Annotated in this window: 19 protein-coding genes; 16 read left to right on the top strand and 3 right to left on the bottom strand. The window is 70.4% G+C overall.

The features are described 5' to 3' along the window. The first annotated feature begins 1 nt into the window (after position 1). From ftsW to ACZ7P3_RS17915, 9 genes are all read left to right on the top strand, one after another. Positions 2 to 1,363, top strand: a complete 1,362-nt coding sequence (gene ftsW / locus ACZ7P3_RS17955; RefSeq protein ID WP_472082651.1) for a putative lipid II flippase FtsW — start codon at positions 2 to 4, stop codon at positions 1,361 to 1,363. 6 nt (positions 1,364 to 1,369) lie between these two features. Continuing rightward, positions 1,370 to 2,458, top strand: a complete 1,089-nt coding sequence (gene murG, locus ACZ7P3_RS17950; protein WP_472082649.1) for an undecaprenyldiphospho-muramoylpentapeptide beta-N-acetylglucosaminyltransferase — start codon at positions 1,370 to 1,372, stop codon at positions 2,456 to 2,458. 26 nt (positions 2,459 to 2,484) lie between these two features. After that, positions 2,485 to 3,279 carry a cell division protein FtsQ/DivIB gene (locus tag ACZ7P3_RS17945; RefSeq protein WP_472082647.1) on the top strand — a complete coding sequence of 265 codons (795 nt, stop codon included), beginning with the start codon at positions 2,485 to 2,487 and terminating at the stop codon, positions 3,277 to 3,279. Between the two features lie 278 nt (positions 3,280 to 3,557). Further along, a complete protein-coding gene (gene ftsZ / locus ACZ7P3_RS17940) occupies positions 3,558 to 4,772 on the top strand; it encodes a cell division protein FtsZ (protein WP_472082645.1) in 1,215 nt (404 codons plus the stop codon). After that, complete coding sequence (gene pgeF, locus ACZ7P3_RS17935; protein ID WP_472082643.1) at positions 4,769 to 5,497, top strand: peptidoglycan editing factor PgeF; 729 nt, start codon at positions 4,769 to 4,771, stop codon at positions 5,495 to 5,497. Before ftsZ ends, pgeF begins: the two co-directional genes overlap by 4 nt. Before the next feature lie 6 nt (positions 5,498 to 5,503). Next, on the top strand, positions 5,504 to 6,223 hold the full coding sequence (locus tag ACZ7P3_RS17930) for a YggS family pyridoxal phosphate-dependent enzyme (RefSeq protein ID WP_472082641.1): 720 nt from the start codon (positions 5,504 to 5,506) through the stop codon (positions 6,221 to 6,223). Positions 6,224 to 6,351: 128 nt separating this feature from the next. Next, positions 6,352 to 6,993 carry a cell division protein SepF gene (locus tag ACZ7P3_RS17925; RefSeq protein WP_472082639.1) on the top strand — a complete coding sequence of 214 codons (642 nt, stop codon included), beginning with the start codon at positions 6,352 to 6,354 and terminating at the stop codon, positions 6,991 to 6,993. 50 nt (positions 6,994 to 7,043) lie between these two features. Beyond that, entirely contained in the window at positions 7,044 to 7,331 is a 288-nt protein-coding gene (locus ACZ7P3_RS17920) for a YggT family protein (RefSeq protein WP_393881282.1), read from the top strand. A gap of 55 nt (positions 7,332 to 7,386) precedes the next feature. Beyond that, positions 7,387 to 8,535 carry a DivIVA domain-containing protein gene (locus ACZ7P3_RS17915; protein ID WP_472082637.1) on the top strand — a complete coding sequence of 383 codons (1,149 nt, stop codon included), beginning with the start codon at positions 7,387 to 7,389 and terminating at the stop codon, positions 8,533 to 8,535. A 415-nt stretch (positions 8,536 to 8,950) separates the two neighbouring features. Here ACZ7P3_RS17915 and ileS read toward each other — a convergent pair whose 3' ends face one another. After that, on the bottom strand, positions 8,951 to 12,103 hold the full coding sequence (gene ileS / locus ACZ7P3_RS17910) for an isoleucine--tRNA ligase (RefSeq protein WP_472082635.1): 3,153 nt from the start codon (positions 12,101 to 12,103) through the stop codon (positions 8,951 to 8,953). A 606-nt stretch (positions 12,104 to 12,709) separates the two neighbouring features. Between ileS and ACZ7P3_RS17905 the strand changes: the two genes are divergently transcribed. The 6 genes from ACZ7P3_RS17905 (at position 12,710) to ACZ7P3_RS17880 (ending at position 18,731) form a co-directional block, all read left to right on the top strand. Beyond that, the gene (locus ACZ7P3_RS17905; protein ID WP_472082633.1) at positions 12,710 to 13,885 is read left to right on the top strand and encodes a TraR/DksA C4-type zinc finger protein; all 1,176 of its coding nucleotides are present in this window, start codon (positions 12,710 to 12,712) and stop codon (positions 13,883 to 13,885) included. Positions 13,886 to 13,952: 67 nt separating this feature from the next. After that, complete coding sequence (gene lspA / locus ACZ7P3_RS17900) at positions 13,953 to 14,570, top strand: signal peptidase II (RefSeq protein ID WP_472082631.1); 618 nt, start codon at positions 13,953 to 13,955, stop codon at positions 14,568 to 14,570. A gap of 173 nt (positions 14,571 to 14,743) precedes the next feature. Next, a complete protein-coding gene (locus tag ACZ7P3_RS17895) occupies positions 14,744 to 15,688 on the top strand; it encodes an RluA family pseudouridine synthase (RefSeq protein ID WP_472082629.1) in 945 nt (314 codons plus the stop codon). Beyond that, positions 15,685 to 16,152: a GNAT family N-acetyltransferase gene (locus ACZ7P3_RS17890; RefSeq protein ID WP_472082627.1), complete on the top strand. Its 468-nt coding sequence runs from the start codon at positions 15,685 to 15,687 to the stop codon at positions 16,150 to 16,152. The genes ACZ7P3_RS17895 and ACZ7P3_RS17890 overlap by 4 nt, the downstream gene beginning before the upstream one ends. Before the next feature lie 105 nt (positions 16,153 to 16,257). Beyond that, positions 16,258 to 17,844 (top strand): Na+/H+ antiporter, encoded by a 1,587-nt coding sequence (locus ACZ7P3_RS17885; protein WP_472082625.1) that lies wholly within the window; start codon positions 16,258 to 16,260, stop codon positions 17,842 to 17,844. A 146-nt stretch (positions 17,845 to 17,990) separates the two neighbouring features. Next, the gene (locus tag ACZ7P3_RS17880) at positions 17,991 to 18,731 is read left to right on the top strand and encodes an SDR family NAD(P)-dependent oxidoreductase (RefSeq protein WP_472082623.1); all 741 of its coding nucleotides are present in this window, start codon (positions 17,991 to 17,993) and stop codon (positions 18,729 to 18,731) included. On the opposite strand, the gene ACZ7P3_RS17875 is transcribed toward ACZ7P3_RS17880, so the two are convergent. Next, positions 18,663 to 19,766 (bottom strand): mechanosensitive ion channel family protein, encoded by a 1,104-nt coding sequence (locus ACZ7P3_RS17875; RefSeq protein WP_472082621.1) that lies wholly within the window; start codon positions 19,764 to 19,766, stop codon positions 18,663 to 18,665. The two genes, ACZ7P3_RS17880 and ACZ7P3_RS17875, sit on opposite strands and share 69 nt — an antisense overlap. Positions 19,767 to 19,873: 107 nt before the next feature. Here ACZ7P3_RS17875 and ACZ7P3_RS17870 point away from each other — a divergent pair, with 107 nt between their 5' ends. After that, on the top strand, positions 19,874 to 20,455 hold the full coding sequence (locus ACZ7P3_RS17870) for a dienelactone hydrolase family protein (protein ID WP_472082619.1): 582 nt from the start codon (positions 19,874 to 19,876) through the stop codon (positions 20,453 to 20,455). 3 nt (positions 20,456 to 20,458) lie between these two features. Here ACZ7P3_RS17870 and ACZ7P3_RS17865 read toward each other — a convergent pair whose 3' ends face one another. After that, the gene (locus tag ACZ7P3_RS17865; protein WP_472082617.1) at positions 20,459 to 22,129 is read right to left on the bottom strand and encodes an alkaline phosphatase D family protein; all 1,671 of its coding nucleotides are present in this window, start codon (positions 22,127 to 22,129) and stop codon (positions 20,459 to 20,461) included. Between the last annotated feature and the right edge of the window lie 26 nt (positions 22,130 to 22,155).

The raw sequence follows: 22,155 nt of genomic DNA, 5'->3' as shown, positions 1-22,155 counted from the left end.
GATGCCCGGTAGCCGCACCGGCCGGCCGCCCGTGCAACGGGCGGCCCGGCGCCCCGCTCTCTCCCGGCCGTCGCGCGAGAGCTCCCTGCTGCGGTTCTACCTGCGCGCGCGCAAGGCCTGGGACCGCCCGCTCACCGCCTACTACCTGATCGTCGGCGGCAGCGTGCTGATCACCGTGCTGGGCCTGGTGATGGTCTACTCGGCCTCCCAGATCACCGCGCTGCAGCTGTCGCTGCCCGGGTCGTACTTCTTCCGCAAGCAGTTCCTGGCGGCGGTCATCGGCGGCGCACTGCTGTTCGTCGCCTCCCGCATGCCGGTCAAGCTGCACCGGGCGCTCGCCTACCCGATCCTCGCCGGTGCCGTCTTCCTGATGGCCCTGGTGCAGGTGCCGGGGATAGGGATGGCGGTCAACGGCAACCAGAACTGGATCTCCCTGGGCGGCTCCTTCCAGATCCAGCCCAGCGAGTTCGGCAAGCTCGCCCTGGTGCTGTGGGGCGCCGACCTGATCGCCCGCAAGCAGGAGAAGAAGCTGCTGACCCAGTGGAAGCACATGCTGGTGCCGCTGGTCCCGGTCGCCTTCCTGCTGCTCGGGCTGATCATGCTGGGCGGCGACATGGGCACCGCGATCATCCTCACCGCGATCCTCTTCGGCCTGCTGTGGCTCGCGGGCGCGCCCACCCGGCTGTTCGCCGGGGTGCTGTCGATCGCCGGCGCGATCGGGGTGCTCCTCATCAAGACCAGCCCCAACCGGATGGCCCGGCTCGCCTGCATCGGCGCCACCGAGCCCAAATCCGGGGTCGCCGACTGCTGGCAGGCCGTGCACGGCATCTATGCCCTGGCCTCCGGCGGGCTCTTCGGCTCCGGCCTTGGCGCGAGTGTGGAAAAATGGGGACAACTCCCCGAAGCCCACACCGACTTCATCTTCGCCGTCACCGGTGAGGAACTGGGCCTGGCGGGGACGCTGTCGGTACTCGCCCTGTTCGCGGCTCTAGGCTATGCGGGTATCCGCGTGGCCGGACGCACGGAGGACCCCTTCGTGAGGTATGCCGCGGGAGGCGTGACCACCTGGATCACCGCTCAGGCAGTGATCAACATCGGTGCGGTGCTCGGACTGCTGCCGATCGCCGGCGTCCCCCTCCCGCTGTTCTCCTACGGAGGGTCCGCCCTGCTGCCGACCATGTTCGCCATCGGACTGCTGATCGCCTTCGCGCGCGACGAGCCCGGTGCGCGGGCGGCGCTTGCGATGCGGCAACCTCGCTTTGGTAGAAAGCGGGCGGGAGGCCCCGGTGCTGAGCGGGGGCCTCGGAGATGGAACACGATGCGACGGCGTGCCTCGGCGGCGCGCTCGTCCGGAGAGCGGTGAATTTCGGTGCATGTCGTACTCGCTGGTGGGGGGACCGCCGGCCACATCGAGCCCGCGCTCGCCCTCGCGGACGCCCTGCGCAGGCAGGACCCGACCGTGGGGATCACGGCCCTGGGCACGGAGCGGGGCCTTGAGACCCGGCTCGTTCCGGAGCGCGGCTACGAGCTGGCGCTGATCCCCGCGGTGCCGCTGCCCCGCAAGCCCACGCCCGAGCTGATCACCGTCCCGGGCCGGCTGCGCGGCACGATCAAGGCGGCGGAGCAGATCCTGGAGCGCACCAAGGCCGACGCGGTGGTCGGCTTCGGCGGCTATGTCGCGCTGCCCGGCTATCTGGCCGCCAAGCGCCTCGGTGTGCCCATCGTGATCCACGAGGCCAACGCGCGGCCCGGCCTGGCCAACAAGATCGGCTCGCGGTACGCGGCCCGGGTCGCCGTCTCCACCCCGGACAGCAAGCTGCGTGACGCCCGCTACATCGGCATCCCGCTGCGCCGCGCCATCGCCACCCTGGACCGCGCCGCCGCCCGCCCCGAGGCCCGCGCCCGCTTCGGCCTCGACCCGAACCTGCCCACGCTGCTCGTCTCCGGCGGCTCCCAGGGTGCCCGCCGCCTCAACGAGGTGGTCCAGCAGGTCGCCCCGTGGCTCCAGCAGGCCGGAATCCAGATCCTGCACGCGGTCGGCCCGAAGAACGAACTGCCGCAAGTGCATCAGATGCCGGGAATGCCCCCCTACATCCCGGTAGGTTATCTGGACCGGATGGACCTCGCGTACGCCGCGGCCGACATGATGCTCTGCCGCGCGGGCGCGATGACCGTCGCCGAACTCTCCGCCGTCGGACTCCCGGCCGCCTACGTTCCGCTGCCCATCGGCAACGGCGAACAGCGGCTGAACGCCCAGCCGGTGGTCAAGGCCGGTGGCGGGCTCCTGGTCGACGACGCGGAACTCACGCCCGAGTGGGTGCAGCAGAACGTCTTGCCCGTGCTCGCCGATCCGCACCGGCTGTACGAGATGTCCCGCGCGGCCGGTGAGTTCGGCCGCCGGGACGCCGACGACCTGCTCGTCGGCATGGTGTACGAGGCCATCGCCTCGCGCCGTTAGGACCGTATGACGAAAGGGCAGTGAGCGTGGCCGGACCGACGACCGCCGAGCGCGGTGACCGTCAGCACGAGTCGTCCGGCCCGCCGCCCGCACGGAGGTTGAGGAAAGCCCGCCTTCGTATGATCGTCATTCTGGTGATCACCCTCGCGCTCCTCGGCGGCGGCTCCGTCTGGGTGCTGTACGGCTCCCAGTGGCTGCGCGTGCAGCATGTCTCGGTCTCCGGGACGCTCGTGCTGACCCCCGCCGAGGTCCGCGAGGTTGCCTCCGTACCGCTCGGAGAGCCGCTGATTTCCGTCGATACGGGCGCCATCGAAGCCCGACTTCGCCGGAAATTGCCCCGAATCGACACTGTTGACGTCGTCCGTGCCTGGCCCCACGGAATCGGCCTGAAAGTGACCGAACGCACTCCGGTGCTGCTGGCCCGAAAAGCCGGGAACTTTGTCGAAGTCGATGACAAAGGTGTCCGTTTCGCTACGGTTTCGCAGGCACCGAAAGGAGTTCCGTTGCTGGAATTGACCGCGTCCCGGAAGGGCTCCGGCGCCGCGAGCTTCCGGCGTTTCGGCACCGACCGGCTGGTGCGCGAGGCGGTCCGGGTCGCCGGTGAACTGCCGGCCGCGGTCGCCCAGGAGACGCGGAGCCTCCAAGTCCGTTCCTACGACGACATCTCGCTGGAGTTGGGCGGCGGCCGGACGGTGGCATGGGGTAGCGGGGAGAGCGGCCGCGCCAAGGCACGGGCTCTCACAGCTCTCATGAAAGCAGCTCCCGGCGCCCGGCACTTCGACGTCAGCGTCCCCACCGCCCCTGCGTCAGCGGGGAGTTGACGCACATCAGCGCAGGCCAGCACCCTGGTTGGGCACTGCTACGGCTGATCACATAGGGTGAAAAGAAAAACGGGAGGTTCGGCGTGTTCGTTGAACGGGCGCCACTTGTCGACTTAGTGTCCTGTTCAGAAGACTCCAGGGAACAGACACACTGGTAACCCTAAACTTCAGGGTTAGGGTTCGGGTCGGCGTTCGGACCGTCCCATTCGGCATCCGTCGTCCCGGCGCGGGGAACCGCTCGGCGGCGACAACGTAATTCGAGGCGAGAGGCCTTCGACGTGGCAGCACCGCAGAACTACCTCGCAGTCATCAAGGTCATCGGTGTCGGCGGCGGTGGTGTCAATGCCATCAACCGGATGATCGAGGTCGGTCTCAAGGGCGTCGAGTTCATTGCCATCAACACGGACGCACAGGCGCTGTTGATGAGCGACGCCGACGTCAAGCTCGACGTCGGCCGCGAACTCACCCGTGGACTCGGGGCCGGCGCCAACCCGGCCGTCGGCCGCAAGGCCGCCGAGGACCACCGCGAGGAGATCGAGGAGGTCCTCAAGGGGGCCGACATGGTCTTCGTGACGGCCGGTGAAGGCGGCGGCACCGGCACCGGCGGCGCGCCCGTCGTGGCCAACATCGCACGCTCGCTCGGTGCCCTCACCATCGGCGTGGTCACGCGCCCGTTCACCTTCGAGGGACGGCGCCGTGCGAACCAGGCCGAGGACGGCATCGCCGAGCTGCGCGAAGAGGTCGACACCCTCATCGTCATCCCGAACGACCGGCTGCTGTCCATCTCGGACCGCCAGGTCTCGGTCCTGGACGCCTTCAAGTCGGCCGACCAGGTCCTGCTCTCCGGCGTTCAGGGCATCACCGACCTCATCACCACCCCCGGCCTGATCAACCTCGACTTCGCCGACGTCAAGTCGGTCATGTCCGAGGCCGGGTCGGCCCTGATGGGCATCGGCTCGGCCCGCGGCGACGACCGCGCCGTGGCCGCGGCCGAGATGGCCATCTCCTCGCCGCTGCTGGAGGCGTCCATCGACGGCGCCCGGGGTGTGCTGCTGTCCATCTCCGGCGGCTCGGACCTCGGTCTCTTCGAGATCAACGAGGCCGCCCAGCTGGTCAGCGAGGCCGCCCACCCCGAGGCCAACATCATCTTCGGCGCGGTCATCGACGACGCCCTCGGCGACGAGGTCCGGGTCACCGTGATCGCGGCCGGCTTCGACGGCGGCCAGCCGCCGGCCCGCCGGGACAACGTCCTCGGCTCGACCTCGAGTTCGCCCTCGTCGACCCCGGCACGCCGCGAGGAGCCCGCTCCGGCCCGGCAGCCGGAGAGCCGCCCGTCCTTCGGGTCGCTCGGCAGCGTGACCCCGAAGGAGGAGCCGGAGGCGGCGCCCGAGCCGGCGGCCGACATCCCGGTCGCCCCGCCGGTCCCGCCGGCGCCGCGGACCTACTCGGACAGCGCGGCCGAGGAGCTGGACGTGCCGGACTTCCTGAAGTGATAGGACAGCGCGAGAGCGTGAGCGGCGCGCACTTCGCCTTCACCGACCGGTGGGGCGGGGTGAGCGCCGCTCCGTATGAGGAGCTCAACCTCGGCGGAGCGGTCGGGGACGATCCCGCCGCGGTGCGCTCCAACCGGGATCTGGCCGCCGGGTCTCTCGGCCTGGACCCGGCCCGGGTGGTCTGGATGAACCAGGTCCACGGCAACGACGTGGCCGAGGTCGAGGGGCCGTGGACGACGCGGCTCACTCCGGAGGTGGACGGCCTGGTGACCGCGGCCCGCGGCCTCGCCCTTGCCGTCCTGACCGCCGACTGTGTGCCGGTCCTGCTGGCCGACCCGGTCGCCGGGGTGGTCGCCGCGGCCCACGCCGGGCGGCCCGGCATGGTCAAGGGGATCGTGCCCGCCGCGATCGACGCGATGCAGTCGCTGGGTGCCGAACCCGCACGGATCGTGGCCCGCACCGGACCCTCCGTGTGCGGCCGTTGCTACGAGGTGCCGGAGCAGCTGCGCGCCGAGGTGGCCGCCGTCGAGCCGGCGGCGCACGCCGAAACGAGCTGGGGCACACCCGCGGTGGACGTGAGCGCCGGAGTGCACGCGCAGCTCGACCGGCTCGGGGTGTGTGACCGGGCGCACTCGCCGGTGTGCACGCTGGAGTCCGGAGACCACTTCTCGTACCGCCGCGACCGCACCACGGGGCGTCTCGCAGGCTATGTCTGGCTGGACTGATGGGGCATGACGGACCGTAAGACCGAACTCGCCGCAAATCTGGCGAAAGTGGAGCAGCGCATCGCCGCCGCTTGTGCGGCCGCCGGGCGCGGGCGGGAGGAGGTGACCCTGATCGTGGTCACCAAGACCTACCCGGCGAGCGATGTGCGGATTCTGTCGGAGCTCGGTGTGCGCCATGTCGCCGAGAACCGCGACCAGGACGCCGCCCCGAAGGCGGCCGCCTGCGCGGATCTGCCCCTCTCATGGCATTTTGTCGGTCAATTGCAGACCAACAAAGTGCGTTCCGTGGTCGGTTACGCGAATGTCGTGCAGTCCGTGGACCGCGATCGACTCGTCACGGCGCTGTCGAAGGAGGCCGTGCGGGCGGAGCGCGAGCTGGGCTGTCTGCTCCAGGTCGCGCTCGACGCCGGCGCGAGCGGGCGGGGCGAGCGCGGTGGCGTCGCGCCCGCGGGAATCGAAGAGTTGGCCGACCTCGTGGCCCGGGCCCCGGGACTGCGGCTCGACGGGCTGATGACCGTCGCCCCGCTCACCGGAGAGTACGCGGGACGCGAACAGGCGGCATTCGGGCGGCTCATGGATTTGTCGACCGACCTGCGCCGGGCTCATCCGGCTGCAACCATGGTGTCGGCAGGGATGAGTGCGGACCTCGAACAGGCCGTGGCTGCCGGAGCGACACATGTGCGCGTCGGTACCGCGGTACTCGGAGTCCGCCCCAGGCTCGGGTAACGTCGCCAAGAAGTCGGACCACAGCAGAAAATATGGTCAGTGCCCGTGAAGGCGGGCGCAACGACCTCGTGGATCGCGGGCACTTGGCATTAGTCAGTCGATCCACCACAGAGCGGAGGACTCAGAGCATGGCCGGCGCGATGCGCAAGATGGCGGTCTACCTCGGCCTCGTGGAGGACGATGGGTACGACGGCCGCGGATTCGACCCCGATGACGATTTCGAGCCCGAGCTGGACCCGGAGCCCGAGCGGGACCACCGACGGAATGAATCGTCACACCAGTCGCACAGTGCACACCAGTCCCAAAGGGACGAAGAGGTGCGAATCGTGCAACCGCCCGCGCCGCGCGAATCGGTGGCCCGTTCGACTTCGCTCGCCGCGGAATCCGGACGTCCGGCGCGGATCGCGCCCGTGGCATCCATCACACAAGAACGCCAGTCCCTGGAGAAGAACGCGCCGGTGATCATGCCCAAGGTTGTGTCCGAACGAGAGCCGTACCGGATCACCACGCTTCACCCGCGGACCTACAACGAAGCCCGTACCATCGGGGAACACTTCCGTGAGGGCACCCCGGTGATCATGAATCTGACTGAGATGGATGACACAGACGCGAAGCGACTTGTCGACTTTGCGGCCGGTTTGGTGTTTGGTCTTCACGGCAGCATCGAGCGGGTGACGCAGAAGGTGTTTCTGTTGTCTCCTGCTAACGTCGATGTCACGGCGGAGGACAAGGCCCGCATCGCAGAGGGCGGGTTCTTCAACCAGAGCTGAGACGTACCACCGGTAGGAAGCATGGAACAGGGGAGAGGGAAGTCCAGGCCATGAGCGTGTTCGCGCAGGTGATCTACATCGCGCTGATGGTGTTCCTCGTCGTGCTCATCTTCCGGTTGGTCATGGACTATGTCTTCCAGTTCGCCCGCTCGTGGCAACCCGGCAAGGCGATGGTGGTCGTCCTGGAGGCCACCTACACTGTCACCGATCCACCGCTGAAGCTTCTGCGGCGGTTCATTCCGCCGCTGCGTCTCGGGGGCGTGGCGCTCGACCTGTCCTTCTTCGTACTGATGATCATCGTCTACATCCTCATCTCCGTCGCGCGGAGCTTCGTGTGATGAGAGTGGACGATACGGTCTTGCCGACTGCCGATGACTACGTTGAGGTGAAGAGATGCCGTTGACCCCCGAGGACGTGCGGAACAAGCAGTTCACGACCGTCCGCCTCCGAGAAGGCTATGACGAGGACGAGGTCGATGCCTTCCTCGACGAGGTCGAAGCCGAACTGACCCGTCTGCTCCGTGAGAACGAGGACCTGCGCGCCAAGCTGGCCGCGGCCACGCGCGCTGCTGCCCAGAACCAGCAGAACATGCGCAAGCCTCCGGAACAGGACCAGCAGCAGGGCATTCCCCAGCAGGGGATGCGAGGTCCCGGCGCGCCGGTGCCCGCCGGCATATCGGGCCCGCCGCAGCAGCAGATGGGTGGCCCCATGGGTGGTCCGCCCCAGCTGCCCAGCGGCGCTCCGCAGCTGCCCGCCGGCCCCGGCGGTCAGGGCGGCCCGCAGGGTCCCGGTCCGATGGGCCAGGGTCCGATGGGCCAGGGTCCGATGGGTCAGGGTCCGATGGGTCAGGGCCCCATGGGCGGTCAGCCGCCCATGCAGCAGCAGATGAGCGGTCCCATGGGTGGCCCGATGGGCGGCCCGGGCATGCCCGGTCAGGGCCCTGGTGGCGACAGCGCCGCCCGAGTCCTCTCGCTGGCCCAGCAGACCGCCGACCAGGCGATCGCCGAGGCCCGCTCCGAGGCCAACAAGATCGTCGGCGAGGCCCGCAGCCGCGCCGAGGGTCTGGAGCGCGACGCTCGTGCCAAGGCCGACGCCCTGGAGCGGGACGCGCAGGAGAAGCACCGCGTGGCCATGGGCTCCCTGGAGTCCGCGCGCGCCACGCTGGAGCGCAAGGTCGAGGACCTGCGCGGCTTCGAGCGCGAGTACCGCACGCGCCTGAAGTCGTACCTGGAGTCCCAGCTGCGCCAGCTGGAGACGCAGGCCGACGACTCCCTGGCGCCGCCGCGCACCCCGGCCACCGCCTCGCTCCCGCCGTCCCCGGCGCCGTCCATGGCTCCGGCCGGTGCGAGCAGCCCGTCCTACGGCGGCAACCAGACGATGGGTGGGTCTCCCGCGCCGTCCGCTCCGTCCTACGGCGGTCAGCAGCAGATGACCCCGGCGATGACCCAGCCCATGGCTCCGGTCCGTCCGCAGGGTCCGTCCCCGATGGGCCAGGCTCCCTCGCCGATGCGTGGGTTCCTGATCGACGAGGACGACAACTGACGGGCCGCGGACACTAGTACGACAACGGCGTCGGCAGCGTTCAGGGCGGGACCCCGGACTTCGGTCCGGGGTCCCGCCCTTTTTACGCGTGTTGACGAGGATGTCGACCCAGGTGCCATGGCGTGACCGCCCTGACGGAACGGACGGTCCCCCGGGGCGGCCGGACACCCGAGCCGATCCGGCGGTGGGAGGCCTGGGCGGGCATCCGCCGACTGCGAGATCGACATGCCGTACCAGGATCCCGGCGACGCGGACGACCCCGCCGAGGCGGCCGAACGGTGCGCCGACCGCCGGACCGCCCCCCGTCGGCATCGCCGGGGCCGGACCCTTCGAACTGACTTGTCGGAAGGCCGCCGGAAACGGGGAAGGGCCCGGCTCCCCTGGGGGAACCGGGCCCTTCCCGGGCTGGTGCCGCTTACGCCTTGCGCAGCCGGAACGTGAGGGACAGGCCCTCGTCCGTGAACGGCTCGCCGTAGGTGTCGTCCGCCTCGCCCTGGCCGAAGTCCGTCGACAGGACTTCCTCGGCGATCAGTCCGGCGTGCTCGGCCAGGGCCGCGACGACGGCCGCGTCCGTGGAGGTCCAGCGCAGCGCGATCCGGTCGGCGACGTCCAGGCCGCTGTTCTTGCGGGCCTCCTGGATCAGCCGGATCGCGTCACGGGCCAGGCCCGCCTGCCGCAGCTCCTCCGTGATCTCCAGGTCCAGCGCGACCGTGGCACCGGAGTCCGAGGCGACCGACCAGCCCTCGCGCGGGGTCTCGGTGATGATCACCTCGTCCGGGGCGAGGGCGACCGTCTCGCCGTCGACCTCCACGGACGCCGTGCCCTCACGCAGGGCGAGGGACAGCGCGGCCGCGTCGGCGTTCGCGATGGCCTTGGCCACGTCCTGCACCCGCTTGCCGAACCGCTTGCCCAGGGCGCGGAAGTTGGCCTTCGCCGTCGTGTCCACCAGGGAGCCGCCGACCTCGGACAGGGACGCCAGGCCGGAGACGTTCAGCTCCTCCGTGATCTGGATGTGCAGCTCGGGGTCGAGCGCCTCGAAGCCGGCGGCGGCGACGAGGGCCCGGGACAGCGGCTGGCGCGTCTTGACGCCCGACTCCGCGCGCGTGGCGCGGCCCAGCTCCACCAGCCGGCGGACCAGGACCATCTGCCTGGACAGCTCCGGGTCGATCGCCGACAGGTCGGCCTCGGGCCAGGAGGCCAGGTGGACCGAGTCCGGGACGCCGGGGGACACCGGCACGACCAGGTCCTGCCACACCCGCTCGGTGATGAACGGGGTGATCGGGGCCATCAGCTTGGTGACCGTCTCCAGCACCTCGTGCAGCGTGCGCAGCGCGGCCTTGTCGCCCTGCCAGAAGCGGCGGCGCGAGCGGCGGACGTACCAGTTGGACAGGTCGTCGACGAACGCGGACAGCAGCTTGCCGGCGCGCTGGGTGTCGTACGCCTCCAGCGCCTGCGTCACCTGGTCGGTGAGCGCGTGCAGCTCGGAAAGGAGCCAGCGGTCGAGAACGGGCCTCTCGGCCGGGGCCGGGTCCGCCGCGCTCGGCGCCCAGTCCGACGTGCGGGCGTACAGCGCCTGGAAGGCGACCGTGTTCCAGTACGTCAGCAGCGTCTTGCGCACGACCTCCTGGATGGTGCCGTGGCCCACCCGGCGCGCCGCCCACGGCGAACCGCCGGCCGCCATGAACCAGCGCACCGCGTCCGCGCCGTGCTGGTCCATGAGCGGGATCGGGTCCAGGGTGTTGCCCAGGTGCTTGGACATCTTGCGGCCGTCCTCGGCGAGGATGTGGCCGAGGCAGACGACGTTCTCGTACGACGACTTGTCGAAGACGAGGGTGCCGACCGCCATGAGGGTGTAGAACCACCCTCGCGTCTGGTCGATGGCCTCGGAGATGAACTGCGCCGGGTAGCGGCTCTCGAACAGCTCCTTGTTCTTGTGCGGGTAGCCCCACTGCGCGAACGGCATCGAGCCCGAGTCGTACCAGGCGTCGATGACCTCCGGCACGCGCGTGGCCGTCTTGGCGCAGCCGTCGTGACGGCAGGCGAAGGTGACCTCGTCGATGTACGGGCGGTGCGGGTCGAGGCCCGACTGGTCGGTGCCGGTCAGCTCGGTCAGCTCCGCGCGGGAGCCGACGCAGGTGAGGTGGTCGTCCTCGCAGCGCCAGATCGGCAGCGGGGTGCCCCAGTAGCGGTTGCGGGACAGCGCCCAGTCGATGTTGTTGTTCAGCCAGTCGCCGAAGCGGCCGTGCTTGACCGTGTCCGGGAACCAGTTGGTCTTCTCGTTCTCCTGGATCAGGCGGTCCTTGATCGCCGTGGTGCGGATGTACCAGGAGGGCTGTGCGTAGTAGAGCAGCGCGGTGTGGCAGCGCCAGCAGTGCGGGTAGCTGTGCTCGTACGGGATGTGCTTGAAGAGGAGGCCGCGCTGCTGGAGGTCCTCGGTGAGCTTTTCGTCCGCCTTCTTGAAGAAGACGCCGCCGACCAGCGGGACGTCCTCCTCGAAGGTGCCGTCCGGGCGGACCGGGTTGACCACGGGCAGGCCGTACGCGCGGCAGACCCGGAGGTCGTCCTCACCGAAGGCCGGGGACTGGTGGACCAGACCCGTACCGTCCTCGGTGGTGACGTACTCCGCGTTCACCACGTAGTGGGCGGGCTCCGGGAACTCCACGAGCTCGAACGGACGTTGATACGTCCAGCGCTCCATCTCGGCGCCCGTGAAGCTCTGGCCGGTGGGCTCCCAGCCCTCGCCGAGCGCCTTGGCGACCAGCGGCTCGGCGACGACGAGCTTCTCGGGGTTCTCCGCGCCCTTCGTCAGGACGACGTAGGTGACCTCCGGGTGCGCGGCGACCGCCGTGTTGGACACCAGGGTCCAGGGGGTCGTCGTCCACACCAGGAGCGCGGCCTGCCCGGCCAGCGGACCGGAGGTGAGCGGGAAACGGACGTACACGGACGGGTCCACGACCGTCTCGTAGCCCTGGGCCAGCTCATGGTCGGACAGGCCGGTGCCGCAGCGGGGGCACCAGGGGGCGACGCGGTGGTCCTGGACCAGCAGGTCCTTGGTGAAGATCTCCTTCAGCGACCACCAGACCGACTCCACGTACTCGGGGTCCATGGTCCGGTAGGCGTCGTCCAGGTCGACCCAGTAGCCCATGCGGGTCGTCAGCGCGGCGAAGGCATCGGTGTGCCGGGTCACCGACTCGCGGCACTTGGCGTTGAACTCGGCGATGCCGTACGCCTCGATGTCCTGCTTGCCGGAGAAGCCCAGCTCCTTCTCGACGGCCAGTTCCACCGGCAGGCCGTGACAGTCCCAGCCGGCCTTGCGGGCCACGTGGTGGCCGCGCATGGTGCGGAAGCGGGGGAAGACGTCCTTGAAGACGCGCGCCTCGATGTGGTGGGCGCCGGGCATGCCGTTGGCGGTGGGCGGGCCCTCGTAGAACACCCACTCCGGGCGGCCCTCGGACTGCTCCAGGGTCTTGGCGAAGATCTTCTGGTCGCGCCAGAAGTCGAGCACGGCGTGCTCAAGCGCGGGCAGGTCGACCTGGGCGGGCACCTGGCGGTACGTCGGCGCTGTCATCTGCGAGCATCCTCCAACGGACTTGCTGCCTTCCGTCGGAGGGACGAGAGCCTTCGTTCCTGTCTACGCCGTGTGCGGCGCGCTCCCGCGGTACCACCCTCCTTGGCCCTCCGCCGCGCCGTACACGCCGGTGAGCCCCCTCATTGGGGTCGCGAAGCCGGCTCTACCGGCCGTGGCAGGTCCTCCACGGCTTTCTTCCGGCGGCTCCGGGGTGATCTTCACGTCGCGCTCGCCCCCGGGCTCACACCGTCCCCGGGTCGCTCTGGGCTGCGTACGCCGCTACTCGTCCCCATCCACGCCTTTCGCTCCGCCCAGTGTACGGCTCCTCGCGGACAGCGGCCGACCGCTTTTCTCCGGCGTGCGGGCGGTCCGTGCGCGACGGCGCCGGGTGACCCGAATGGCGAGGGGGCGGGCGCTCGCGTCCCGGGACGTCCGGCCCGGCGGATTACCCGGCGGGGAGCTGGGCACAACGCATGCAGGTCCGCTGCGCGGGGGGCGCGGGGACCGCGAATCGGGCGGCGTGCCCCGTTGCCGCGGGACTCAAGTCGATTTATCGTCCCAGCACGATTCGCGTGCAAGATCACAATATGTGAAGGGGTCGCGGCCATGGTGGCGAAGAAGACCGCCGTACAGCAGCCGGCGACCGGCCGCACCAGGGGCGCGACCGTCTCCGGCGGTACGGCTGCCTCAGGTGGCGAGGCCAGAAGAGCCGGCGGCAGGAAGAACGCACACGATGCCGTGAAGAAGGTGACGGCCGTGAAGAAGGCCGCGGCCAGGCAGACCGCCACTGAGAAGGAGCCGGCCGAGAAAACAGCGGCCGAGAAGACACCGGCCGAGAAAGCACCGGCCAGGAAGGCAGCATCGAAAAGGGCGGCAGTCGGGAAGACAGCCGTGAAAGCAGCAGCCGAGAAGGCGGCACCCGAGAAATCGGTGGCCGAGAAGGTGACCGCAGGGAAGAGCGCCCCCTCGAAGACGGCGTCCGTGAAGACGGCAGGCAAGAAGGCTGCCGTGAAGGCGACGGCCGCCGAGAAACCGGCCAGGAAGGCGAGCACCAAGGAGACGACTGCCAAGAAGGCCACCGCCGAAAAGGCGGGTGCGAAGAAGGCGGTCGCGGGGGAGGGTGCAGCGAAGGAGGCGGTGGCGAAGAAGGCGGCCGCCGGGCAGACGGCCGCGAAGGCGGCGGGCGGGAGGAAAGCCGGCACGCGCAGGACGGCCGCCGGGGACGTCTCCACGGGGGCGGCCGAGAAGAGCACGGCCAAGAAAGCGGGCGCGGCACGGGCCGCGAAGCAGACGGGAGCCACGACAGTGGTTGCGAAGAAAACTCCTGGCACGGCCACGGCGGAGCAGACCGCCGTTCCCAAGGCGCGCGGCGCCGCGGTGGAGCCCGGCGAGCTGGCGGTGCGCCCCGGTGAGGACCCCTGGACCCCGGAAGAGGTCGCGGAGGCCCGCGCGGAGCTGACGGCCGAGGCGCTGCGCCTGAGGACCGAGATCAGTTCCTCCGAGAAGTCCCTCGTGGGCCTGATGCGGGACTCCGGGGACGGCGCCGGTGACGACGAGGCCGACACCGGAACCAAGAACATCACGCGCGAGCACGAGATGGCGCTGGCGGCCAACGCGCGCGAGATGCTGATCCAGACCGAGCGCGCGCTGGAGCGGCTCGACGCGGGCACCTACGGCCTGTGCGAGAACTGCGGCAACCCCATCGGCAAGGCCCGCATGCAGGCGTTCCCGAGGGCCACCCTCTGTGTGGAGTGCAAGCAGAAGCAGGAGCGCCGCTCCTGAGCTCCGGGGTCCGCACAGGCGTGCCGTAGTCTCGTCCTCAGTCAGGCATCTAGGTTGAGGGACTCACGTGGCAGAGGCGGAGCGCATCATCGGTACGCCGGACACCCCGGACGACAGCGGCGAGCAGACGGCGGCGCCCGCCGGGTCCGGTGCGTCCGGCTCCCGCGCGCAAGAGGCGCCGGCGCAGCGGCTGACCGGGCGCGGGCGCCGGATCGCCGTGCTGTTCGCGGTGGCCGCGTTCGCCTACGCCCTCGACCTGGTCAGCAAGATGCTCGTGGTCGCGAAGCTGGAGCACCACGCGCCGATCCAGCTGGTCGGGGACCTGCTGGAGCTGAACGCCATCCGCAACCCGGGCGCGGCCTTCGGCTTCGGCGCGGCCTTCACCATCATCTTCACACTGATCGCGGCCGCCGTGATCGTGGTGATCATCCGTCTGGCCCGCAAGCTCTACAGCTTTCCCTGGGCGATCGCGCTCGGCCTGCTGCTCGGCGGCGCGCTGGGCAACCTCACCGACCGGATCTTCCGGGCCCCCGGGATCTTCGAGGGCGAGGTCGTGGACTTCATCGCGCCCAAGGGCTTCGCGGTGTTCAACCTGGCCGACTCGGCGATCGTGTGCGGCGGCATCCTGATCGTGCTGCTCTCCTTCCGCGGCCTGGACCCGGACGGCACCGTCCACAAGGACTGACGGCACGTCCGCAAGGACTGAGGCCACCGTCCCCGTCCCCACAGGGACTGAGGCCGCCGGGCTCTCGTACGGGACTGCCGGATCCGTCCGGGACAGCTCCCGTACGGGACTGTTGGACCCGTCCGGGACAGCTCTCGTACGAGGCTGTCGGACCCGTCCGGCATACTCGACGGGTGAGCACGATTCCCGAGATCCGTACCCTGCCCGTGCCCGACGGCCTGGAGGGCGAGCGCGTCGACGCCGCCATCTCCCGCATGTTCGGCTTCTCCCGTACCAAGGCGGCCGAGCTGGCCGGGGCAGGCAAGGTGCAGGTCGACGGCACGGTGGTCGGCAAGTCCGAGCGGGTGCACGGCGGGGCCTGGCTCGAGGTCGAGATGCCGCAGGCGCCCGCGCCCGTACAGGTGGTCGCCGAGCCGGTCGAGGGCATGGAGATCGTGCACGACGACGATGACGTGGTCGTCATCGTCAAGCCGGTCGGCGTGGCCGCGCACCCCTCGCCGGGCTGGTCGGGGCCGACCGTGATCGGCGGTCTCGCCGCCGCCGGGTACCGGATCTCCACCTCCGGCGCCGCCGAGCGCCAGGGCATCGTGCACCGCCTCGACGTCGGCACCTCGGGCCTGATGGTGGTCGCCAAGTCCGAGTACGCGTACACGTCGCTCAAGCGCCAGTTCAAGGAGCGCACGGTCGACAAGCGCTACCACACCCTCGTCCAGGGCCACCCGGACCCGACGAGCGGCACGATCGACGCCCCGATCGGCCGGCACCCGCAGCACGACTACAAGTGGGCGGTCACGGCCGAGGGCAAGCCCTCGGTGACCCACTACGACCTCATCGAGGCCTTCCGCGCCGCGTCCCTGCTGGACGTGAAGCTGGAGACCGGGCGCACCCACCAGATCCGCGTCCACATGTCCGCCCACCGCCACCCCTGTGTCGGCGATCTGACCTACGGCGCCGACCCGACCCTCGCCAAGCGGCTGCGCCTGACCCGGCAGTGGCTGCACGCCGTACGGCTCGGCTTCGAGCACCCCGGGGACGGGCAGTGGGTGGAGTTCGAGTGCGGTTACCCGGAGGACCTGCAGCAGGCTCTGGAGCAGGTGCGCGAGGAGACGTACGCGTGAGCACGCCGTACGCCGTCCGGACCGCCGAGGACCCCGCCGACCGTGAGGCCTGCTTCGCGGTGCGCAAGGAGGTCTTCGTCGTCGAACAGGGTGTCCCGCAGGACATCGAGTACGACGCCTACGACGCCGTCGCCGTGCATGTGCTGGCGGTCCGCGAGGACGGTGTGCCGCTCGGCACCGGACGGCTGCTGCACGGCGAGGCGGCCGTGGCGAAGACCGGCGCGGACGCCGGTGTGGGCTCCCTGGGCCGGCTCGCCGTGACCCGCGCGGCGCGAGGACTGGGCGTCGGCGTGGCCCTGGTGCGGGCCATCGAGGACGCGGCACGCGCCCGTGGCCTGACGGCGGTGGACCTGCACGCGCAGACCCAGGCCCTGGGCTTCTACGAACGGCTCGGGTACGAGACGTACGGCCCGGAGTTCCCGGACGCCGGGATCCCGCACCGGGCGATGCGGCGCGCCCTGTAGGCACTGCGGCGCGCCCTGCCGCCGAGGGCGCCGCAGCGGCTGGCGGCGGGGGCCGTGGCAGGCTGGGGGTCTGCCGTGTGATCGTCGACTCCCGGAGCGCCGGCCTTGGATCAGTTGGCTCTGTTGTTCGTGGTGCTGCTCGGGGCCCTGGTGAGTGTGCCGGTGGGGGACCGGTTGGGACTGCCGGCGCCGGTGCTGATGACCGTGCTCGGCGGGTTCCTGGCAGTGGCCGACTTCGTGCCCGACGTGGACATCCCGCCCGAGCTGATCCTCCCCGGACTGCTGCCACCGCTGCTCTACGCCGCCGTACGGCGGACCTCGTGGCGGCAGTTCGCCGCGAACAGACGGCCGATCTTCCTGCTGGCCGTCGCCCTGGTCTTCGTGACGACGCTGTGCGTGGCGGCCGTAGCCCACGCGATCGTGCCCGGACTGCCGGTCGCCGCCGCCGTGGCGCTGGGTGCGCTGATCGCCCCGCCCGACCCGGTCGCCGCCACCGCCGTCGCCGGGCAGCTCGGACTGCCCCGACGGCTGGTGTCGATCCTGGAGGGCGAGGGGCTCTTCAACGACGTCACGGCCATCGTGCTGTACCACGTGGCGATCGCCGCCGCGGTGAGCGGGGAGTTCTCCGCGTGGCGCGCCGGGCTGGACCTGGTCCTGTCCGCCGTGGTCGCGCTCGTCGTCGGGCTGGTGCTGGGCTGGGGCGCGAACAAGCTGATGGACCTGCTCGGCGACGCGACCCTGCAGATCGGGCTGACCCTGCTGGTGCCCTACGCCTCCTACGTGCTCGCGGAGGAACTGCACGGGTCCGGGGTGCTCGCCGTGCTCACCACGGCCCTCTTCCTCGCCGAGTACGCCACCGACGCCGACGACGTGATGACCAGGCTGGCCGGGTACGCCTTCTGGGACATCGTCGACACCCTCGTCACCGGTGTCGCCTTCGGGCTGATCGGCCTCGAACTGCACAACGCGATCAGGACGGCGTCCGGGCGCTGGGGCGAGCTGCTCGGGTGGGCGGCCATGACCGTCGGGGTCGTCGTCCTCGTCCGGCTGTTGTGGCTGATGCCCGCGACCTGGCTGACCAAGCGGCTGCACGCCCGGCGGGACTATGACGAGGAGATCCCGATGAGCTGGCGGGAGACCGTCGTGATGTGGTGGTCCGGGATGCGCGGGGTGGCCTCGGTGGCGCTGGCGCTCGCGATTCCGCTGAGGACCGACGACGGGTCTCCCTTTCCCGACCGCGACGAGATCGTGTTCATCGCCTTCGGGGTGATCGTCGCCACGCTGGTGCTGCAGGGCCTGACGCTGCCCTGGCTGGTGAAGCGGCTCGGGGTGCGCGCCGACTCGGAGCGGGAGAAGGAGTTCGAGAAGGAGCTGGCGCGACGGGCGGCGAAGGCGGCGAAGCGGAGGCTGCGGGAGATCGAGCAGGTGGAGGAGCTGCCGGAAGAGCTGCAGGAGCAGATGCTGCGGCGGGCCTTCGACATCGGGATCCGGATCAGCCCGGACATGGGTGAGGAGGAGCGGCGGGAGGCGCACCACCAAAGAGCGCGGAGGCTGAAGCGGGTGCGGCGGATCCAGAGCGAGATGCTCAGCGCGGCGCGGCACGAGGTGCTGTCCGCACGGAGCGAATCGGGGGCGGATCCCGAGGTCGTGGACCGGGTGCTCAGGCATCTCGATGTGCGCAGCCTGCGCTGACCGACCGCGGCGCTGCGATGCGATGCGGTGCTGTGTGGTGCTGTGCTGTGCTGTGCGCCGGCCGTATCCGGACACCTGTCGTACGAATGGGTCGGGGCTGTGGATATCCGGAGGCCTGTGCCGGCGGCGGTCCGTACGCTCGGATCATGACTCGCAACATTGTGATCAGTGGTGGAGGTACGGGCATCGGGCTCGTGACGGCGCAGGCCTTCGCGGCGGACGGGGACCGGGTGCTGCTGCTCGGGCGCCGCGCGGAGGTGCTGGAGAAGTCCGGGGTGCCCGGGGCGCTCACCTGTGCGGCGGATCTGACCGAGCCCGGTGACGTGCGCCGCGTCGCCCGGTTCGTCGCCGAGGAGCTCGGCACCGTGGACGTGCTCGTGCACAGCGCGGGCGGTGCCGGGCACCTGGAGCCCCCGGCCGGCAGCGAGGACCCACTCGACCGGGTGTACCACCACTGGACGGTCAACTTCCGGCTGAACGTCCTGACCGCCGCTCTCCTCACCGAGGCCCTGAAGGGCCGGCTCGCCGAGCCCGGCGGCCGGGTGCTCTTCCTCAGTTCCATCGCCGCCTACCGGGGTTCGGGCAGCAGCGCGTACGCGGCGGCCAAGGCGGGGCTGCACCCGTACGCCCATGACCTGGCCCGCGAGCTCGGCCCGCGCGGCATCACCGTGAACGTGGTGGCACCCGGATACATCGAGGACACCGAATTCTTCGGCGACGCGATGGACGCGGCACGCCAGGAGCGGCTCATCGCGGAAACCTCGACCGGGCGGGCCGGGACGCCGGGGGACGTGGCCGCCACCCTGCACTGGCTGGCCTCACCCGGCGCCGGACACGTCACCTCGCAGATCATCCAGGTCAACGGCGGTGCCGAGCGTGGGCACTGACGGCGGCGGGACCGCGTCCGCGGTGTTGACGCGGGGCAGGGCGTGGGGGTGTTCCGCGGTCAGCCAGGTGATCATCTGCTCGCGGACGGTGACCCGGACCGTCCAGATGCCGTCCGCGTCCTTCGCCGTCGCCAGGGCGCGCACCTGGATGGTGTTCGGGGTCGTGTCCGTCACGTGCAGACCGTAGCTGCGGCCGTCCCAGTCCGGGCACTGGCGCAGGATGTCGCGGAGCTTGTCGCGCATCGCCTCGATCGGAGCGCTGTGGTCCAGATGCCAGAAGACCGTGCCCGTCATCTGCGGGGTGCCCCGCGACCAGTTCTCGAAGGGTTTGGAGGTGAAGTACGACACAGGCATCGTGATCCGGCGCTCGTCCCAGGTCCGAACCGTCAGGAAGGTCAGCGTGATCTCTTCGACCGTGCCCCACTCGCCGTCCACCACCACGGTGTCGCCGATGCGCACCATGTCGCCGAAGGCGATCTGCAGCCCGGCGAACATGTTCGACAGGGTCGACTGGGCGGCGACGCCCGCCACGATACCGACGATACCCGCGGAGGCCAGCAGCGAGGCACCGGCCGCGCGCATCGCCGGGAACGTCAGCAGCATCGACGCGCTCGCCATCACGATGACGATCGCGGAGACCACCCGCATGATCAGTTCCACCTGGGTGCGGACCCGGCGCACCCGGGCGGCGTCCCGGTTGGCGCGTGCGTAGCGGCTGTAGGAGGTCTCGACGATCGCCGAGGCGATCCGGATCACCAGCCAGGCGGCGGACCCGATCAGTACGAGCGTCAGGGCCCGGCCCACGCCGACCTGGTGCCGCTCCAGCAGCTTCGCCTGGTCGTAGGAGCCCCGGAGCATGGCGGCGCACAGGACGAGCTGATACGGGACGCGGCCGCGCCGCAGCAGGTCCCACAGCGGGGTCTCGGGGTTTCGTTCGTCGGCCTTGCGCAGCAACCGGTCGGTGGCCCAGCCGATGGCCAGGGTGAGCAGCACCGAGCCGCCGATCACGAGCAGGGGGCGGAGTACGTTCTCCATGTCTCCGCGCCTAACCGGTCCGGCAGGGTCATGAACCTGTGTGTTCCCGGCGCACCGGGGTACGGGCGCGGTGAGTCGGCAGCGCACCCGGCTGGCACCATGGCTTCATGAACATCATGCTTTTTCACTCGGCCTACGGGCTCAGGTCGGCGGTGCGCGAGGCCGCAGACCGGCTGCGTGCGGCGGGCCACGAGGTGTGGACGCCGGATCTCTTCGAGGGGCGCACCTTCGACACGGTCGAGGAGGGCATGGAGTTCAAGGACGGGATCGGCAAGGAGGAGCTGCTGAAGCGGGCGGTGCTGGCGGCGGCGCCCTACTCGGAGCGGGGGCTCGTCTACGCGGGATTCTCGCTCGGTGCCTCCATCGCGCAGACGCTGGCCCTCGGTGACGAGAAGGCACGCGGCCTGCTCCTCCTGCACGGAACCTCGGACATCGCGCCGAACACGCGGGCCGACGACCTGCCGGTGCAGCTGCACGTGGCCGAGCCGGACCCGTTCGAGACGGACGACTGGCTGAACGCCTGGTATCTCCAGATGGGCCGGGCGGGCGCCGATGTGGAGGTCTACCGGTACGCGGGCGCCGGTCACCTCTACACCGACCCCGAACTGCCGGACTACGACCGGGAGGCCGCCGAGGCCACCTGGCGGGTGGCCCTCGGCTTCCTCGACGGCCTCGGCGGGCTGGGGTAGCGGTTACACCGGGTCGTAGGTGCGCTCGATCTTCTGCGTGCCGCTGCGGGTGCGGTACGAACGCTCCCAGCTGGAGGTCGCGTTGGCGTTCGTGCGGTCGGACAGCACGTAGTAGTCCATCTGCGCGCGGTCGGCGGTGATGTCCAGGACGCCGTAGCCGTGGCGGTCGGTGTCCACCCAGTGGACGTGCCGGTTGGCCGCCCTGATGACCGGCGAGGCGATCGCGGAGACGGTGCCCTCGGGGACCTTCACGATGTCGTCGAGGTTGTCGGAGGTCACCGAGGTCACCACGAACTCGGTGGCCGCCGAGGCCGACAGCGGGTAGGTGCCCGCGTCCACCGGGACGTCGTTGGCCCATGCCATGTGGATGTCACCGGTCAGGAAGACGGTGTTGCCGATGGCGTTGGAGCGCAGGTGGTCCAGCAGCTCTCGGCGGTCGTCTGTGTAGCCGTCCCACTGGTCGGTGTTGACGCCTATGCCGTCCTGGGGCAGGCCCATCAGCTTGGCGAGCGGCTTGAACAGGTCGGCGGTGAGGGAGCCGATGACGAACGGCGAGATCATCACCGAGTTGCCGACCAGCCGCCACTTGGTGTCGGAGGCCTTCAGCCCGGCCTTCAGCCAGTCGAGCTGGGCCCGGCCGGTGATCGTACGGTTCGGGTCGTCCACCGAGCCGCTGGCCGTGGAGGCCTGCTGGGAGCGGAAGGAACGCAGGTCCAGCAGGGACAGGTCGGCGAGCTTGCCGAAGCGCAGCCGCCGGTAGGTGGTGCCGGCGATCGCGGGACGGACCGGCATCCACTCGAAGTAGGCCTGCTTGGCGGCGGCCTGCCGGGCCGTCCAGGTGCCTTCGGCGCCCTCGGTGTGGTTGACCGCACCGCCCGACCAGGCGTTGTCGGCGAACTCGTGGTCGTCCCAGATAGCGATGACCGGCGCCTTCACGTGCAGCGCCTGCAGGTCCGGGTCGGTCTTGTACTTCGCGTGCCGGATCCGGTAGTCGGTGAGCGTGATGATCTCGTTCGCCGGCTCGTGCGGACGCACGACCGTCCCCCGGGCCGCGTACTCGCCGGACTTGTACTCGTAGATGTAGTCGCCGAGGTGCAGCCAGGCGTCCAGGTCGCTGCGGGCCGCGAGGTGGCGGTAGGCGGAGAAGTAGCCGCCCTCCCAGTTGGCGCAGGAGACCACGCCGAAGCGCAGGCCGGACACGGCGGCGTCCGCCGCCGGCGCGGTGCGGGTGCGCGCCACCGGGGAGTCGGTGCCGCCGGACGAGAAGCGGAACCAGTAGTCGGTGGCCGGGGCCAGACCGCGGATGTCGGCCTTCACGGTGTGGTCGGAGGCGGCCGTGGCGGTCGTGGAGCCCTTGCTGACGACGTTCGTCAGCGCCTTGTCCGTGGCGACGACCCAGCTCACCTGGGTGTCGGGTCCGAGACCGGAACCCGGTGTCGCCTCCGCGGTGGGGGTCACCCGGGTCCACAGCAGGATGCCGTCGGGCAGCGGGTCGCCGGAGGCGACACCGTGCAGGAAGGCGGGAGCCTGGCCGGCAGCGCGCGCGGGAAGGGCGGCGGCGAGCGGGCCGGCCAGAACAGCAGTCGCCGCCGCGGCCTTGACGACCGTGCGGCGGCGGGGCGAGAGGGACTTGGTGCCCTCGGAGGCCGAAAATGATCTGTATCGACTGGTCACGGCCGATCAGGTTACTGAGCGGTTCT

The organism is Streptomyces sp. NPDC107581 (assembly GCF_055657175.1).
The sequence above is the reverse complement of the archived record's forward strand: the minus strand, read 5'-3'. Positions and strand labels throughout refer to the sequence as shown.